The 17195-nt window shown below is 39.2% G+C and carries 17 protein-coding genes; 8 read left to right on the plus strand and 9 right to left on the minus strand.

All coding sequences use genetic code 11. The features are described from left to right. Positions 1–178 precede the first annotated feature (178 nt). From ABLC00_RS07340 to ABLC00_RS07360, 5 genes are read right to left on the minus strand one after another with little or no spacing between them, the layout of a single operon-like run. Positions 179–1081 (minus strand): hydroxymethylglutaryl-CoA lyase, encoded by a 903-nt coding sequence (locus ABLC00_RS07340; RefSeq protein WP_033846808.1) that lies wholly within the window; start codon positions 1079–1081, stop codon positions 179–181. Further along, complete coding sequence (locus tag ABLC00_RS07345; RefSeq protein WP_033846807.1) at positions 1078–3069, minus strand: acetyl/propionyl/methylcrotonyl-CoA carboxylase subunit alpha; 1992 nt, start codon at positions 3067–3069, stop codon at positions 1078–1080. Before ABLC00_RS07345 ends, ABLC00_RS07340 begins: the two co-directional genes overlap by 4 nt. A gap of 11 nt (positions 3070–3080) precedes the next feature. Then, positions 3081–3884, minus strand: a complete 804-nt coding sequence (locus ABLC00_RS07350; protein ID WP_033846806.1) for an enoyl-CoA hydratase/isomerase family protein — start codon at positions 3882–3884, stop codon at positions 3081–3083. Between the two features lie 9 nt (positions 3885–3893). Then, on the minus strand, positions 3894–5495 hold the full coding sequence (locus tag ABLC00_RS07355) for a carboxyl transferase domain-containing protein (protein WP_033846805.1): 1602 nt from the start codon (positions 5493–5495) through the stop codon (positions 3894–3896). A gap of 24 nt (positions 5496–5519) precedes the next feature. Further along, on the minus strand, positions 5520–6692 hold the full coding sequence (locus ABLC00_RS07360) for an isovaleryl-CoA dehydrogenase (RefSeq protein WP_001053639.1): 1173 nt from the start codon (positions 6690–6692) through the stop codon (positions 5520–5522). A gap of 144 nt (positions 6693–6836) precedes the next feature. Between ABLC00_RS07360 and ABLC00_RS07365 the strand changes: the two genes are divergently transcribed. The 4 genes from ABLC00_RS07365 to ABLC00_RS07380 all read left to right on the plus strand — a co-directional run bounded on the left by ABLC00_RS07365 (position 6837) and on the right by ABLC00_RS07380 (position 11530). Beyond that, positions 6837–7454: a TetR/AcrR family transcriptional regulator gene (locus tag ABLC00_RS07365; RefSeq protein ID WP_000120687.1), complete on the plus strand. Its 618-nt coding sequence runs from the start codon at positions 6837–6839 to the stop codon at positions 7452–7454. A 110-nt stretch (positions 7455–7564) separates the two neighbouring features. Continuing rightward, a complete protein-coding gene (locus ABLC00_RS07370) occupies positions 7565–9259 on the plus strand; it encodes an AMP-binding protein (protein ID WP_033846804.1) in 1695 nt (564 codons plus the stop codon). A 71-nt stretch (positions 9260–9330) separates the two neighbouring features. After that, on the plus strand, positions 9331–10002 hold the full coding sequence (locus ABLC00_RS07375; RefSeq protein WP_033846803.1) for a class I SAM-dependent methyltransferase: 672 nt from the start codon (positions 9331–9333) through the stop codon (positions 10000–10002). Between the two features lie 244 nt (positions 10003–10246). Next, positions 10247–11530, plus strand: a complete 1284-nt coding sequence (locus ABLC00_RS07380) for a DcaP family trimeric outer membrane transporter (RefSeq protein ID WP_080775657.1) — start codon at positions 10247–10249, stop codon at positions 11528–11530. Positions 11531–11575: 45 nt separating this feature from the next. Here ABLC00_RS07380 and ABLC00_RS07385 read toward each other — a convergent pair whose 3' ends face one another. Then, positions 11576–12814, minus strand: a complete 1239-nt coding sequence (locus ABLC00_RS07385) for an SGNH/GDSL hydrolase family protein (protein WP_033846801.1) — start codon at positions 12812–12814, stop codon at positions 11576–11578. Positions 12815–12925: 111 nt separating this feature from the next. On the opposite strand from ABLC00_RS07385, the gene ABLC00_RS07390 reads away from it, so the two are divergent. Beyond that, on the plus strand, positions 12926–13831 hold the full coding sequence (locus ABLC00_RS07390) for a LysR family transcriptional regulator (RefSeq protein WP_002048352.1): 906 nt from the start codon (positions 12926–12928) through the stop codon (positions 13829–13831). Position 13832: 1 nt separating this feature from the next. On the opposite strand, the gene ABLC00_RS07395 is transcribed toward ABLC00_RS07390, so the two are convergent. Beyond that, the gene (locus ABLC00_RS07395) at positions 13833–14123 is read right to left on the minus strand and encodes a hypothetical protein (protein ID WP_004709395.1); all 291 of its coding nucleotides are present in this window, start codon (positions 14121–14123) and stop codon (positions 13833–13835) included. 963 nt (positions 14124–15086) lie between these two features. Here ABLC00_RS07395 and ABLC00_RS07400 point away from each other — a divergent pair. The 3 genes from ABLC00_RS07400 to ABLC00_RS07410 all read left to right on the plus strand — a co-directional run bounded on the left by ABLC00_RS07400 (position 15087) and on the right by ABLC00_RS07410 (position 16238). Next, the gene (locus ABLC00_RS07400; RefSeq protein ID WP_004887681.1) at positions 15087–15230 is read left to right on the plus strand and encodes a hypothetical protein; all 144 of its coding nucleotides are present in this window, start codon (positions 15087–15089) and stop codon (positions 15228–15230) included. Positions 15231–15500: 270 nt separating this feature from the next. Then, the gene (locus tag ABLC00_RS07405; RefSeq protein ID WP_001136759.1) at positions 15501–15929 is read left to right on the plus strand and encodes a hypothetical protein; all 429 of its coding nucleotides are present in this window, start codon (positions 15501–15503) and stop codon (positions 15927–15929) included. 87 nt (positions 15930–16016) lie between these two features. Beyond that, the gene (locus ABLC00_RS07410; protein ID WP_002048363.1) at positions 16017–16238 is read left to right on the plus strand and encodes a hypothetical protein; all 222 of its coding nucleotides are present in this window, start codon (positions 16017–16019) and stop codon (positions 16236–16238) included. 69 nt (positions 16239–16307) lie between these two features. Here the strand turns inward: ABLC00_RS07410 and surA1 are convergent, their stop codons facing one another. Together surA1 and ABLC00_RS07420 are read right to left on the minus strand one after the other, a co-directional pair. Beyond that, the gene (gene surA1 / locus ABLC00_RS07415; protein ID WP_002048358.1) at positions 16308–16625 is read right to left on the minus strand and encodes a surface antigen protein 1; all 318 of its coding nucleotides are present in this window, start codon (positions 16623–16625) and stop codon (positions 16308–16310) included. Positions 16626–16730: 105 nt separating this feature from the next. Continuing rightward, positions 16731–16952, minus strand: a complete 222-nt coding sequence (locus ABLC00_RS07420; RefSeq protein WP_000108365.1) for a hypothetical protein — start codon at positions 16950–16952, stop codon at positions 16731–16733. Positions 16953–17195 lie beyond the last annotated feature (243 nt).

Below are 17195 nucleotides of genomic sequence, written 5' to 3' on the forward strand. Positions count from 1 at the left end.
AAAATGCTTCTTTTGAAAGAGGCATTTAATACAAAGATAAATAACAGATTTTAAAAAAATTGCATGGGGGATTGAGTCCCAATTCCTGAACAGAATGAGATAAAGATGAGATAGGATAATCTGGTATTTCACCTAATATTCAGCTTTATACCAGATGCTGAGCTACTTTAATTGATGACTAGGCACACTTGGTTTGCCAGTAAGCATTTGCATAATTCGACAAGCTTTTTCGGTTTAATACGTTGCTAATATTTTGGCTGGCTTGCATCAGTTTATCTAAGTCAATGCCAGTTTCAAAACCCATGTGGGATAGTAAATAAAACAAATCTTCGGTCGATACATTACCTGAGGCGCCTTTGGCATAAGGGCAACCCCCAAGTCCTGCAAGAGACGAGTCAAAAACACGAATGCCTTGCTGTAAAGACTGATAAATATTGGCAATTGCCATGCCATAGGTGTTGTGGAAATGCCCAGCTAAAACCTTGCTATCGAGTTCAGCAAGGCAGGCTTGCCATACCTTTTGAACGCGATCTGGTGTTGCGGTGCCAATGGTTTCACCTAAAGACACTTCATAGCAGCCCATGTCATAGAGTCGTTTAACCACTTTTACGACTTGCTCAGGGGCAATTGCGCCTTCATAAGGGCAATCGACTATACAAGAGACATAACCTCGCACACGGATGTTATGGGCTTTTGCCGCGCTCATGACATCGCTAAATTTCTCAAAGCTTTCTTCGATTGAACAGTTGATATTTTTGCGGGTAAAGCTTTCCGAAGCTGCGGTAAACACGGCAACCTCTTTGCATCCGACCGCTTGAGCAGTTTCAAAACCTTTGATATTGGGGGTGAGCAGGCTAAATTGCACATCGGCTGTTTGGGGTAATAACTTAAATAGCTCATCACTTTGAGCCATTTGCGGCACCCATTTTGCCGAAACGCATGAACCGACTTCAATCGATTTTAAGCCCGCACTGATTAGGTCATTAATGAAATTTAAGCGTTGTTCGACAGTTAAAGCCTGCTTTTCGTTTTGGAGGCCGTCTCTGGGTCCGACCTCCACGATTTTGACAAACTCACTCATGCAACTTCCTCCTGTGCAGGTTGAAATTCCACAAGCTCATCGCCAGCTTTGACCTGATCACCGACTTGGAAATAGGAAGCTACAATCACGCCATCTTTAGGGGCGCGGATGGTGTATTCCATTTTCATGGCTTCAAGCGTCATTAAAATATCGTCTTTCTTCACGCTATGATTTGCACTGACTAGCACTTGAGTGACCACACCTGGCATTGGGGCTTTTAAGTGACCTTCATCGGCTTGGCTATCTGCCTGATTAAAGTCTTGGCGAATATAAGCAAACTTATAGCTTTGACCATTTTGGAACAAGGTAATACCTTGCTGACTTTGGTTAAAAGGCAGCTTTTGCTGAGTCCCACCAATTTGAATAGAGGCCGTATGTGCATCAAGCAATTGACCTGAAATCGGGTAGCTTTGGCCGTTATATTCTGCGGTGAAGCCATCTTCATTTGAGGCAAATTTGATTTGGATATTTTGATTTAAATAATTCAGTTTAATGCTGTGCTGATAAGCAATATTTAAACGCCATAGAGGTTGAGCTTGCCAAAGCTGTTTTTGGCTTGAGCTGTTGTTATTAAGTTTGCTTAGAAACTCAATAAATGCCGCTGCCACTACCAGTTCCGGTTTGATCTCTTCAGGGCTAAACAAGAAGTTTTGTTCACGTTGAATCAGGTTGGTATCAAGCTTAGCTTGTTTAAACGATTCGCTACGTACAATCTTTTCAAGAAAGGCAATGTTGTTACCTAAGCCATCGACATGGAATTGGCTTAAAGCATTTTGCATTTGAATAAGCGCAGCTTCACGGTTTTTACCCCATACAATCAGTTTGGCAATCATCGGGTCATAATAGGTCGTGATTTCATCGCCTTCAACAATACCGCTATCTACACGCACATATTGGTTTTGCGTTGGGTAGTGCAGATAGTCAATTTTACCGATTGCAGGTAAAAAGCCTTTTTCAGGTTCTTCAGCGTAGATACGTGCTTCGAGCGCATGTCCGTGAATCTGCAATTCGTTTTGTAGTTTAGGTAAAGGTTCGCCATAAGCCACACGAAGTTGCCATTCGACCAAGTCTTCACCTGTAATCATTTCAGTAACAGGATGTTCGACTTGCAGACGGGTATTCATTTCCATGAAATACGCCGTACCGTCTTGTTCTACAATAAACTCGACCGTACCTGCACCAACATAATTTACGGCGCGTGCAGCATCAATTGCAGCTTGGCGCATTGCATCGAGCTTTTCGCTTGGCATTTGTGGAGCAGGGGCTTCTTCTAGCACTTTTTGGTGACGGCGTTGTACCGAACAATCACGTTCAAACAAATGTACGTAGTTGCCATGTGTATCGCCAAACACTTGCACTTCAATGTGGCGCGGTTGAATCACATAACGCTCAATCAAGACATCATCATTACCAAAGCTCGATTTGGCTTCACGTTTACAAGAGGCTAAGGCATGCAGAAAATCTTCACTGCGTTCAACCAGACTCATGCCTTTACCACCGCCGCCAGCACTGGCTTTAATTAAAACAGGATAGCCAATTCGGTCTGCTTGTTGTTTTAAAAAGTCGGCATCTTGGTTGGTTCCGTGATAGCCCGGTGTTAAAGGAACGCCTGCTTTTTCCATTAAAGCTTTAGAAGTCGCTTTTAAGCCCATCGCTAAAATGGCATCTACTGGCGGGCCAATAAAGCAAATGTTGTGTTGTTGGCAAGCGAGTGCAAACTGGTCATTTTCAGAAAGGAAGCCGTAACCTGGGTGAACCGCTTGGCTACCTGTATCAATGGCAGCTTGAATAATTCGATCAACCTGTAAATAGCTTTGCGTGGCAGGGGACTGACCAATATAAACCGCTTCATCTGCAAGTTTGACGTGTTGTGCATTTGCATCTGCATCTGAGTAAACGGCAACCGTTCTAATACCTAATTTTTTAGCTGTACGAATTACGCGGCAGGCGATCTCGCCACGGTTCGCAATTAAAATCTTTTCAAACATGATGATCGTCCTTAATTGTTGTTATTCGAGTTAGAAACCCAAGCAGGCTGCTGTTTATTTAAAAAGGCACTCAGACCTTCTTTTGCCTCACTGCCTTGACGAACTTGAGCAATATGATGTGCTGTCTGTTGGAGCAAGTCATTGCTCATGGTCTGGTTGCTCACCATTTGAATGAGTTGTTTGGAGGCTGCTTGAGCGTGCGGGCCACCGAGTAATAGAGCATCAATAATTTCTTGAACTTTTTTATCTAGGTCTTCGGCATCTGCTACTTCGTGTGCCAAACCAATTTGTTTGGCTTCACGTGCTGAAATCCGCTCGGCAGTTAAGAAGTAGCGAGAAGCTTGTCTTGCACCAATCGCACGAATCACATAAGGACTAATGGTAGATGGAGCAAGACCTAAACGAACTTCAGAGGTTGCAAACTTGGCATCCGTGCTGGCAATGCAAATATCACATGCCGACGCTAAGCCCATACCTCCGCCAAAGGCAATGCCATCCACACGAGCAATAGTCGGTTGCTTAAGTGTTGCGAGTGCATCAAGCATTTGCGCAAGTTTTAATGCATCTGCTTCATTTTCAGCTGAAGATGCCTGACCTGCCTGTTTCATCCAGTTGAGGTCAGCACCTGCTGAAAAGCTTTTACCGCGACCTGCTAAAACCACAACACGTATATCATCACGTGTATTGATTTGCTTAAAGCAGGCATGCAATTCTTCAATGACTGTTGTATTAAATGCATTGTGCAATTCAGGGCGATTCAGCCAAACATAGGCAACCTGACCTTGTTGTTCGAGTTGTAAAAATTGATAGCTCATATACACCTCTTACATGCGGAACACGCCAAATTTGGTTGGCTGGATTGGAGCGTTCATGGCCGCAGCCAAACTTAAACCAAGTACATGACGGGTTTGAGCTGGGTCGATTACACCGTCATCCCAAAGGCGGGCAGAAGCATAGTATGGATGGCCTTGGCGCTCGTATTGTTCACGAATAGGTTGTTTAAATTCGTCTTCTTCTTGCGCTGACCACTGGGCACCTTTTTGCTCAATCTGATCTCGTTTTAAAGTCGAAAGTACGCTCGCTGCTTGTTCGCCGCCCATCACTGAAATACGAGAGTTCGGCCATGTCCATAAAAAGCGTGGTGAATAAGCACGGCCACACATACCGTAGTTACCTGCACCAAATGAACCACCAATAATCAGGGTTAGTTTAGGTACATTTGCAGTGGCAACTGCCATCACCAATTTAGCGCCGTTTTTTGCAATCCCTTCATTTTCATACTGGCGACCAACCATAAAGCCCGTAATGTTTTGTAGGAATAACAATGGAATATTGCGCTGTGTACATAGCTCAATAAAGTGCGCACCTTTTTGTGCAGACTCAGAAAATAAAATCCCGTTATTGGCAATAATGCCGACTGGCATACCATAGAGTGAAGCAAAACCAGTAATGAGGGTTGAACCAAAGCGTGCTTTGAATTCATCAAAACGCGAGCCGTCTACAATACGTGCAATGACTTCACGCACATCGAAAGGCTTACGCGCATCACTTGGCACCACGCCATAGAGTTCCGATGCATCAAACAGCGGCTCATCAATTTGCTTGTTTAACTCATTTGGCTTTTTATTTAAGTTAGCAACAATGTTTCGTGCAATCGCAATGGCATGTTCATCATTTTCAGCTAAGTGGTCAGCTACACCTGAAAGACGTGTGTGTACATCGCCGCCGCCTAAATCTTCACTGCTTACCACTTCGCCTGTTGCAGCTTTTACCAGAGGAGGGCCGCCTAAGAAAATCGTACCTTGATTACGGACAATAATGGTTTCATCAGACATGGCAGGCACATACGCACCACCAGCGGTACAGCTCCCCATCACCACGGCAATTTGAGCAATACCTAGGCTCGACATACGTGCCTGATTATAGAAAATACGTCCAAAGTGATCGCGGTCTGGGAAAACCTCATCTTGCATTGGTAAATAAGCACCGCCAGAATCTACCAAATAAATACAAGGCAAGTGATTTTGTTCAGCAATTTCTTGTGCGCGTAAATGCTTTTTAACTGTAAGTGGATAATACGTTCCACCTTTAACCGTTGCATCGTTGGCAACGATCATGCAAGTTACGCCGTTGACTTGACCAATACCTGCAATCACACCCGCAGCAGGAACATCATCTTCATAAACGTTGTACGCTGCCAGTTGACCAATTTCTAAAAATGCCGTGCCGACATCAATCAGTTGATCAATACGTTCACGAGGTAAAAGTTTACCTCGAGCCAAATGTTTTTGACGGGCATTTTCACCACCGCCTAAAGCAATACGCTGGGCAACTTGTTTGAGATCTGTGACCAATGTTTGCATGGCTTGCTGGTTTGTTTTGAAGTCTTCGCTTCGAACATTAATCTTGCTTTGTAATTGGTTCATAAGATGCGTCCTTATTTATAATTATTATTTGGTTTCATTGAAAAGTTCGCGGCCAATCAGCATGCGGCGAATTTCAGAAGTTCCCGCGCCAATTTCATAAAGTTTTGCATCGCGCCATAAACGGCCAGCCGGGAATTCATTGATATAGCCGTTGCCACCTAAAGTCTGAATGGCTTCACCCGCCATCCAAGTTGCTTTTTCAGCAGCATATAAAATAGCACTTGCGGCATCTTTACGTAGGCTGCGGTCATGATCTGCTTTGTCACAGGCAGCACCAACAGCATAAACGAGAGCTTTACATGCCAACCATGTTGAATACATATCGGCAAGTTTGCCTTGCATAAGCTGGAATTCACCTAAAGCCTGACCAAACTGTTCACGCTGATGCAAGTAGGGAATAACGACATCTAAGCAAGCATCCATAATGCCTAAAGGTCCGGCACTTAAAACTGCTCGTTCATAGTCCAAACCACTCATGAGTACTTTAACCCCGTTACCCACACCACCGAGTACGTTTTCAGCAGGAACTTCTACATTGTCAAAGAACAGTGGGTAAGTATTAGAGCCGCGCATACCGAGTTTGTCTAAGTGGTTGCCGTGACTAAAGCCTTTCATGCCTTTTTCAATCAAGAATGCGGTCATGCCTTTAGGGCCCGCTTGTGGGTCGGTTTTAGCATAAACGACCAGTACATCCGCATCACCGCCGTTGGTAATCCACATTTTTGAACCGTTTAAAACAAAGTGATCACCTTTTTGCTCGGCGCGTAATTTCATGCTGACGACATCAGAACCTGCATTCGGCTCAGACATGGCAAGTGCACCCACATATTCACCGGAAATCAATTTTGGTAAATACTTTTGTTTCTGCTGTTCGTTACCGTTACGGTTAATTTGGTTTACACATAAATTAGAATGAGCACCATAAGAAAGACCAATGGCTGCCGAAGCACGAGAAATTTCTTGCATGGCAATAATATGAGCTAAATAACCCATATTGGCACCGCCATATTCTTCAGAAACTGTCATGCCTAAAAGGCCCATATCTCCGAATTTTTTCCAGAGATGTGCAGGGAATTTGTTGTCTTGATCAACTTGTTGGGCAATTGGTGCAATTTCCTTTGCACAAAATGCGGCTACCGAATCTTGAAGCGCAATTAAAGTTTCATCTAGACCGAAATTCAAGCTGCGTAGGTTCATGATATTTTCATCCTATTGGTTATATTTGTTGTCCATAAAATATTTTGTGGGTATTTGATAATTACCATACAATGATTTTTTGAAAAAGTGAATACAGATTCATAAAATGATTTACAATTCATTTTATTTGTTAGAGAATAAATTATGAGCTATAAACGATCATCTTTAATGCAAGAGCGGATGGAGCAAAATCGTAAATCGATTTTGAATTCAGCTAGAAAAATAATTTCAGAAGGAGGATTTAAGGACGCACAAATACAAACAATTGCAGAGCAAGCAGGTGTATCTAGTGGACTGGTTTATCGCTACTTCGATAATAAAAGCCAAGTGCTAATAGAAGTTTTGTCTGATGCCATTAATACAGAGCTATTGGTCATCGATTCGATTACCGAAAGTGACTTATCGGCAAAGCAGAAATTACACAAGGCGGTGGCAACTTTTGTAAAACGGGCACTAAATAGTCCTCAGCTTGCGTATTCACTCATGTTTGAACCCGTCGATTCAACGGTTGAACATGAGCGTTTTCGTGTGAAGCAATTGATTAAACAAAGTATTAAAAAAATACTTGCGGATGGAAATGCAAGTGGTGAGTTTGTCTTGGATGATTTAAACACAGCAGCACTTTGTGTAGTCGGTGCTATGACCTATGTGGTGGTTGAACCTCTAGACCCAGCTCAAAATACAAAGTTTGATCATGCGCACAAAGACTATTTTTCAAAACAGATTGCGGACTTTTGTGTGGATGCTGTGCAAAAGAAATAGGGCATATAAAGGATAAAACAACACAAAATAAGTAGTTTGGAAAAGTAGTTGCAGTAACAACAATTAGATCAGGTAAGAAGAGAATTAGAAGAATCAAGGAGAATGATTCAATGCAACAAGAACGGTTAAGCTACGCCTCGGGACCAAGTACACAACCCTTATTGGGTATGACCATTGGTGAACAATTTGATCAGGCCTGTCAGCAATATGCTGAAAAGGAAGCAATCGTTAGTTTTCATCAAAACAGACGATTAACCTATAAAGCTTTACAAGATGAAGTAAACGCTTTTGCTTGTAGCCTATTAAAATTGGGATTAAAAAAAGGAGACCGATTAGCGATTTGGTCACCTAACTGTGTGGAATGGACGGTAACCCAATTTGCAGCTTTTAAAGCAGGGATTATTTTAGTTAACCTGAATACAGCTTATAAAAGTCATGAACTTGAATATGTGTTGAATAAAGTCTCGTGCAAAGGATTGATTATTGCTTCTCAATTCAAAACGACTGATTACCAAGAATTACTCACAAAAATTGCCCCTGAGTTAACCACCTGTACAGATAAAGTGCTCAGTTCAGAGCGTCTGCCGCATTTAAAATTTGTCATTAAAATTGATGACCAACAACATACGGGTATTTATCGTTTTAGTGATTTAGTCACCACACCAACTTCTGAACAGCTAGAACAATTAAAACAATTAGCCAGACAGCTCCAGTTTGATGAAACCATTAATATTCAATTCACCTCAGGTACAACAGGTAATCCTAAAGGGACCATGTTGACCCATCATAATATTTTAAATAATGGTTATTTTGTCGGTGAAGGCATTCGTTTAACTGCTCAAGATAAAGTCTGTATTTCTGTGCCATTGTTCCATTGTTTTGGCATGGTGATGGGGAATTTAGCGTGTGTGACACATGGTTCAACCATGGTCTATCCATCGGCTGTATTTAATCCTTTAGAAACTTTAAAAGCGATTCATCAAGAACGTTGCACGGCAGCTTATGGTGTACCAACCATGTTTATTGCCACTTTAGAACATGAACAGTTTAATGAGTTTGATCTTTCGAGCTTAAGAACAGGCATTATGGCAGGTAGTCCTTGTCCACGTGAAATTATGCAGCGTGTCATAGACCGAATGCATATGTCGGAAATTACCATTTGTTATGGTATGACCGAAACCTCGCCAGTGAGTGTACAAAGCTCGGTAAACGATTCAATCGATAAACGGGTAAGCACAGTTGGGCATGTTCATCCGCATGTTGAAATTAAAATTGTCGATTTAGAAGGACAAATTGTTCCGCAAGGCACATTGGGTGAGTTATGCGTTCGTGGTTATTCAGTGATGGCTGGTTATTGGGGAGAAGAAGAAAAGACCCGTGAAGTGATCGATGCTGCTGGTTGGATGCATACGGGTGATATTGCCGAGATGGATCAAGACGGTTTTATTAAAATTAAAGGCCGCATTAAAGATGTCGTGATTCGCGGAGGAGAAAACCTCTTTCCAAAAGAGATTGAAGACTTTTTATATACCCATCCAGATGTAAGCGATGTACAGGTGATTGGCTTGCCAGATGCGAAATATGGTGAAGAACTTTGCGCATGCATTATTTTGCATGAGCATCACCAAGTCGATGAAGACAGCATTCGCCAATTTTGCAAAGAGCATATTTCTCATAATAAAGTGCCGCGCTATGTCCGATTTTTTAGTGAGTTTCCAATGACTGCTTCTGGCAAAGCGCAAAAGTTTAAATTGCAGGAAATTATGCGAGCTGAACTTAATTTAACGGGCAATGTCTTTGACTAAATAAGTTAAAAGCTCGTTCAAAGTGCAGAAAATGATAAACCGAAAAGCAGTTTTAAAAGGAATAAAACAAAATGGCAAAAGACTTTAATAGCCCTAAAGTAGTTGAAGGATATGATGCGCATATTCGTAAATTAATTCCGGGTTATGAAGTCATCCATCTACAGGTGGATGCCATTTTACAGTCGGTGTTGCCACCAGATGCTCATGTCTTAATTGTGGGCTGTGGTACGGGTTATGAACTCGAATATTTACTTAAAAGACATCCAAACTGGCAATTTACAGCAGTCGATCCATCTTTAACCATGCTGCAAAAAGCTCAGGAGCAGGTTGAACTTTTAGGTAAATCTACCCAAGTCACTTTTGTACATGGTGATACTTCAGCACTGCCTTTGGAACCATGTTTCGATGCTGGATTGTCTATTCTTGTGGCGCATTTTATTGCAGATGACATAAAACCAACCTTCTTTAAGGATATTTATGATTGCTTAAAAGAAAAGGCGCCTTTACTTACTTATGACCTCATGACTTGTGTAAATCCACAGCAGCTTCAAGCATTGCGTTATTTGTGCTTGGCTCAAGGGTTAACAGAAGAACAATGTCAAAAAATGTTGGAGCGTATGGCGGAGGACTTTTTTAGCTTAACGACTGAAGGATATATAAAACTTTTGGAAAAGACAGGCTTTGAAAGTGTACAGCCTTATACGCAAATTTTGACTTATCAGGGGTTTAATGCAAAAAAATAATACTATTGGGGAATATAAATAAGGGGTTAAAACTGAATATTCTCAATGTGGAAGAGAATATAAAAAAATGAAAAATTAAAAAGTTGCTTTTGCAGCGTTAGGGAGGATACGGCTAAAAAATATGAGGGAAGGTCTTTCTTGTGAAAGAAAGGCAAATTTTTAAGGATCTATTTTAGATAGGTACATAACAAAAAGGATGTCGAGACTTTTAAGACTACTTAAAGGTCTAAAGGAAAATTTCATGATGAAAGTTTTAAATACAACGGTTCAAAAAAACTTGTTGGCAGTTTCTGTGACTCTACTTATGCCTTCTGCTTTTGCTGGTCAAGTAAACCCTGAAATAGAGCAACTTCGCCAAGAAGTAAACGAATTACGGGCAATGCTACAGGCAGATATACAAACTCAAAAATCTTTAAGCCAAGAAAAAGTAGAACAAGTCGCTCCTGTGGCTACTCAAGCTCCACAATCCATACAACAAGTATTAACTAAATCGGGTACAGAATTTAACTTATATGGTTATATACGAGCAGATGCTTCTTACCAAATTAAGGGTGCATCTACGATGTATAACAATATTAGTGGAGTTCCACTTGAACATACGCCAGAAGAATCTGCACAGAAAGACCAATTGCACAGTACGGTTTATGTGACTCGTTTCGGATTGAATTTTAAAACACCAACAACTGCTGGTGATGTGGGTGGAAAGTTAGAAATGGACTTTTTTGGGGCGGCTACTCGTGATCAGTTCCGTATACGTCATGCTTATTTAACTTATGATAAATGGTTGATTGGTCAAACATGGTCGACATTTATTGCCCCTGAATATTACCCAGAAACAATCGATGCAGGAACATTTGTAGGCAGTGCTTTACTTAGATCGCCTATGGTTCGCTATAGCGATAATTTAACGGCAAATACAAGTTTTGCAGTATCAGTTGAAGACCCGAAATATACTGCTGCAACAGATCCAGATAACAAAATGCGTTTACCTGCTTTAGTGGGGCGCTTAAATCATAAATTTGCCAATGGTTCGATGCTTTCAGGCCGTAGTTTTATTGCAGAAAAAAGAACCAATAATGACAGTGAATGGGCTTGGGGCGTAGGTTTCGGCGGTAAATACCAAATGACACCCGATACTTTACTTAAAGCCGATTATTACCATGTCAAAGGCGATGGACGTTTCTTATTGTGGAGCAATAGTGGCTATGCAATAGATGAGCAGAACAACATGCATAGCAATGAATTTGATACGGTGTCTTTGGGGGTAACTCATCAATTCACGCCAAAAATTCGCTCGACTTTAGCTTATGGCTATATGAAAGCTAAAGACGATAACCGTTTTGCCGAATTACAGCACAATAGCACGACTCAAAACAAACAGCTTTGGCAGGGCTGGGTAAATACGATGTATAACCCATACAAGCCAATTACCTTAGGTGTTGAATATGTATATGGCGAACGAGAAACTTTCGATGGTCGAAACGGGGTGGATAACCGCTTCAACATGATAGCAAGTTATGATTTCTAAATAGCTATTCCCATCAGATGAAAGGCTCACCTGATGGGGCAATCATTAATTTTTAGTAATTTGATCTAAATCTACCAATTCCGCCATGTGTTGATTGCCACGGTCATTAGGATGTAAATGATCTCCAGAATCATAAATTGGATTTAATCGATTGGGATGCTTTGGATCTTTTAAGCCTTCATCAAGATCAAGTACACCATCAAATGTATGACTGGTTCTTATCCAGTGGTTAATGCGCTGACGTAATTGATCTTTGTTGGGTTGATAGTAATTATCTAAAGGGGTATTAGGCAAAGCACTAGAGAACGGAAGTAAGGTTGCACCAATTACCTGAATACCTTGCTTGTGAGCTTCATTTACAACACGTTGATAACCTTTAGTTAAGGCTTCAAAAGAAGGTATTTGCTGTTTAGGAGCAAACGCTGTGCCGGGCCATGAAATATCATTTATACCAATTAAAACGATTAAAGTTTTAACATCTGTATATTGAAATATTTCATTGTTTAAACGTTTTAAAACACTATCGCCCATACCATCGGTAAGCAGTCGATTTCCTGAAATTCCGCTATTAATTACCGCTACTTGATGGGGAGATAAACGCTTAGCCAAAAAATCGGTCCATCTCGTATTCGCATCTAAGGTTGCAGTCGCTCCATCGGTAATTGAGTCTCCAATAACAGCAACCACCTGAGCTTTCTGTTTGGGTTTTACCTCGATTGCAGACAGTAATAATCGTGCTGTTGTAGTTTTGGCATTCGTAGGCGCATTTAAATTTGTTGTCTGATTTCCACTAATGAGCCAACTGGTTTGTTTGGCATCCCAATGAAATGTTTTAAACGTTGTAGGCTTTTGAATAAAGCTATTCACCACCAATTGAGCATGATCGGGAACAGCTAACTTGATTGGATCACTCACCAGTTGTTTGCCAGGTAAAATTTTTGCTTTAAGTTGACCAGAAAAATAAACGGAATAGGTGCTCTTAGATTTTGGAGTTACTGCGTTCGCTAAACCAATCGTTGTTTGATCAATATAAAGCGGTTGCTCGCCATATTGATTGGTAAAAACGAGCCGAACAGTTTCACCACCCAAACTAATTTGGCTTACCTGCCTAATTGTTTGGTTGGATATTTGCTCTGGAATGAGTGTCGGAAAAACGAAATCTTTATTCCAGACTTTTTGGGGGCTGGCAGCCCAAGTGGTAATCCAATGGTTCTTTGGTACTTCTGCTTGTGCAACGCTCGTAAATAAAACCAGAGAAAATAGGGTAGATTGAGAAAGTTTCATCTCGTGAACTCTTTAAAACGAATTAAAGTTATCTTGAAATAAATTGATGCCTTGTTATAGCGGGCTAAGCGGAATAAGATTTGTGAATACAATTCATAAATAAATTTTGTTATGTCTTATTTTGATATTAATCGATCTGGTGAGTTGGCAATTTTTATACGTGTAGTCGAGCTTGGAAGTTTTTCAGCCGTAGCACGAGCATGTGATATGACGCCGTCTGCGGTCAGTAAGTTAATTTCCCGTTTAGAAAAAAGACTTGGTGTCAGGTTATTGAACCGTTCAACACGTCAGTTTCAGCTTACCAGTGAAGGGTGTCAGTTTTATGAGCAAGGCCTTCAAATACTCAATAATTTAGATGAACTTGAACAATCTGTTACTGCTCACCATAAACCGCAAGGGCGAATTAGAATCCATACCAGCTTTTCATATTGGACTCACTTTTTATTGCCTTGCATTAGTTTGTTTAATCAACGCTATCCTGAAATTGAATTAGAAGCTCATTTGAGTGATGAAGTAATTAACTTAGTTGAACAAAGAATTGATGTAGCGATTCGAACAGGACCTTTGAAAAGCTCCAATTTGGTAGCTCGCTCACTCGGGAGTACACATAAATATTATGTATGTTCACCTACATATATTGAAAAGTATGGTTGTCCCAAACATCCGGATGAGCTACATGCACATCGGCTTTTAGATGTAAGTTATCAACGCCAGAACAAAACCTGGTTATTCAAAAAAGCAACTCAGGAAATTAACTTAACGCCATCTAAAGTTTTAAAAGTAAATCAGGGTGAAGCAATTTTACAGTTAGCACTGGCAGGCGTTGGTATTGCTCAGCTGAATGAATTTCAAATTCAAAAAGCAATACAGCAAAAGCAACTCATCAAGATTCTTGAAGACTGGAATATTCATGCTTGTGAAGAATTCCATGCTGTCTGGATTGGTCATGATAAATATGTTCCAAATCGTGTTCGCGCATTTTTAGATTTTTTGGTAGAGCATGCTCCTATACAGTAACTCATTGTTTCCTTGCACTAAATTGGCACTGTTGCATAGTTTTATTCATTGTTTCTACAAAATTCATTTTAGTATCAATATTCTGCAAGCTCACTTTTGGTAAGCTTTCTACAAATTGTGGTGAATAGTGCTGCTCTAACGAGCTATAGATACAATTACACTGTGAAAGGTCATGTCCCGCCCCAACACAACGTGTATTAAATTCATTTTTACTCATGGGTCTGCAGCCCATCAGATTTAAAACACTGAGTGTAACAAGGCTCACCAAAACAAAACGATAGAGAAAAAACATTGTTGTTACTCTGCATGGGGTGTTGTTATCGTTAAGTGATGTTGATAGAAGTTCTAATCTTTATGTGGTATTTGAATACTTAAAACTTTTAACCCAAACTTATATAAAAAGGGTAGAAAAAAGATTTAAGTAAACGATTTTTGAACTCTATAGAAAGTTTTTATTTTTGAGAAATGGATACGATCTCTAAAAATGCTTGAACAAATAAAAAATGCCGAATGTAAGTAAAATCAATAAAAGTACGTAAAAAATATAGAATAATAGTCATGAGTGACTCCTTGATTAAAAGAAGTTATGCCCACTCATTGCTAATCATTATGGTGGCGAAACGAAAGAGGGTTAGCAGACTGATACCTAAGAAACCAGCACACCCGAAGGTGTCCCACTCTCGTTCCTCCATCAAAGGCACGAGGGGCATCACACCAAAAAACGTGTTTTTTAGTGCACTTAGGTAGACGGTCTGCTAAAACCGACTGACAAAATTGGTCAGCGCGAGCATCATAAGCTGAGCATTAGGGTGGGTCAATTGCAAAAATAAAAGATTGATTTATATAATTTGATATAAATATTTGCCTGTTTTTATTTAGAAAATAGAAAAATTAAAAAATATAATGTGTATATAACTGTTTTTTATTTCACCTTTGGAGTTGTTTTTTAATCTTATATATCAAATATTTATTAATTGTTTATTTGTATAGTATGTCAATGTCGTTAATTAGATGTATCGTTTGGCTAAACTATTTAATAATTCGATTTTTATAACCTAGACGATGTAGTATCAACACTGCATGCCAAAAAATAACCAAAATTTCAATTGCAAGAAATGTAATTTTATTAATCATATTTTTGGGTTTTTACAAAAGCTTGCATAATCTACAAAAGTTAAGAGAACCACTGCGGTAGGCCAACATAAGATAATGTTATTCATAAACCTACATTTTAATATTTATAAAGGTGATTTAAATGGTAAGAATATTTTGTGCAGTAAGTATGGTGCTGGCAATTGCTATGGGCATGAGTGCTTGCCAAGACCGTAATTCAAGAAATGATGGCATGCATGGAGCAAGTGATCCAGCGACCTCTCATGATATGAATAAAAACTCGTAATAAATTAGTTTTTACTAAAAAAGCCTACTTTATAAGTGGGCTTTTTTTATCGTTATTTTATCTAAAGAATATAACTTAACAAGTAATCAAATATTTTAAAATAAAATATAAATCAATAATTTATGTTGTTTAAATAACTGGAATTTTTAGTGTTACTGAATTGTTGTAAAATGAATATATCTTTTCAAAAAGTTAATAAAACAAACACAATAGCTTACTTATATTCATCCAAAATTCATTTTAGTAATAATGAACTCTAAAGGTAAGGATATGCCCCAATATTTAAAAATAGCTGAGAAAATATATCAAAATGTTAAAGAAAAAAAAGGTTTTACAGATGATCCAATGGAAGATCTTAACAACTTGATGATCGAACTCAGACAAGAAATAAAGGGGACAAAGTTAAAGCTTTTATATAATTATATTGATTTTGCCGAAATACTTATTAAGCCCTTGCAAGAGTCAAAAATTAAATTGGATTTAAGTCTTATTCCTAAAAGTAAGAATACTCAAGAATTTGTACTCTGGCTTGCTGGTTTTATTGAGCGGATTACTACGGGTGGACAAGAGAAATTACCCCCAATTCGAGCTAAAATTACTTTACCCGCCTATGCTTACGAAGAAACTTACCCCTCGCAGAAAAAGCCTGTAAATAATGGGGAAGAAATAATTGAATATTTTAAAAAAAATCAAAGTTGATTTTGAGGAAAAGCCTGACCATATTAACTGAGTCAGGCTTTATGTTTGATAGGACCTTTATGTTTAGTGATATTTAAGGTAGTACGTATGTTTGTATATTTTACAGATGGAACTTGCATTAATGATTCTGAAATTTATGGCGTAAAAGCTAAGCACGAGCAAAATAAATATGTAGTGGAGGTGACTATTAAGCCGACCCATGTACTCACTACAACCGTGAGCGTACAATTTAAGAAAGAAGTTTTTGATGATCCAAATTTAGCAAATCAGTACCTTAATCATAATTTTAATATGCCACCATATTTTTAAAACAATAAAAAAGCCTATTTCCCAGGGCCAATAGGAAATAAGCTTATAGCTTTGGACCACTTGAGAATGTTACATATCATCCCATGCATCTTTAATCGCTTGTTTAGCGTGTTCCCATTTAAGGCGGGACTCGGCTTTTAGCTCTTCCCATTTTTGCTTTAAGCTACCTTCCATATCTTCAAACTGAGTTCCTTCTTTAGATTCAGAACGAGCCCGATGACCAAGTTCATAAGCTGCAGAAAAATCACGATCATAATCTAGATCTGGTGTAGTTAATTGCGCTTCTTGATAATAAGGACGAGTAAGATAGCTTTCACGCCAGCGAGAGTCAGAATAGTTATGATCGCCAGCTACCAGTTGAGCATGATCTGTATTTTGATCTGTCATCAGAATTCCCTCATATTTTATTGAATTTTATGTTTATATTTTGATTTAGGAAGGTGCTTTCACCTTCCTAAATGATTGACCGCATCAAAGAACAACTCAAAACGATTAGCGTTGTTGGTTGTTATTTGAGTTTTGTTGGCCAGAATCTTTTTGGTTAGATCCTTGTTGTTGGCCGCGGTTATCATTTTGCTGTTGCTGCTGATTATTTTGTTGCTGTTGATCGTTTTGCTGTTGGTTACCGTGTTGCTGTTGATTACGGTTGTCATTTTGCTGTTGTTGTTGCTGCTGATTATTACGTTGATTTGCTTGATTATTAGTAGTGCTCATTTTTTAATACCTCATATCAATTATGACGATGTGTTTTATCTGAGAGCTTCAGATAGGTTTATTAAAACATGTAGATTTTAAATGTGTAGGGTAGGGGTGTTACCCTATATTTAACTGTAAATTTAAAATTTGAATAAATTGCTGATTTTTAATATAAGTAATTTTTTAGAATAAACATTATTAATATGAATGTTTAATAAATTACATTTCAGTACACAACATTTAAAAAAGATAATAAATATG

This window comes from Acinetobacter nosocomialis, from assembly GCF_041021905.1.
Classification (GTDB): Bacteria; Pseudomonadota; Gammaproteobacteria; order Pseudomonadales; family Moraxellaceae; genus Acinetobacter; species Acinetobacter nosocomialis.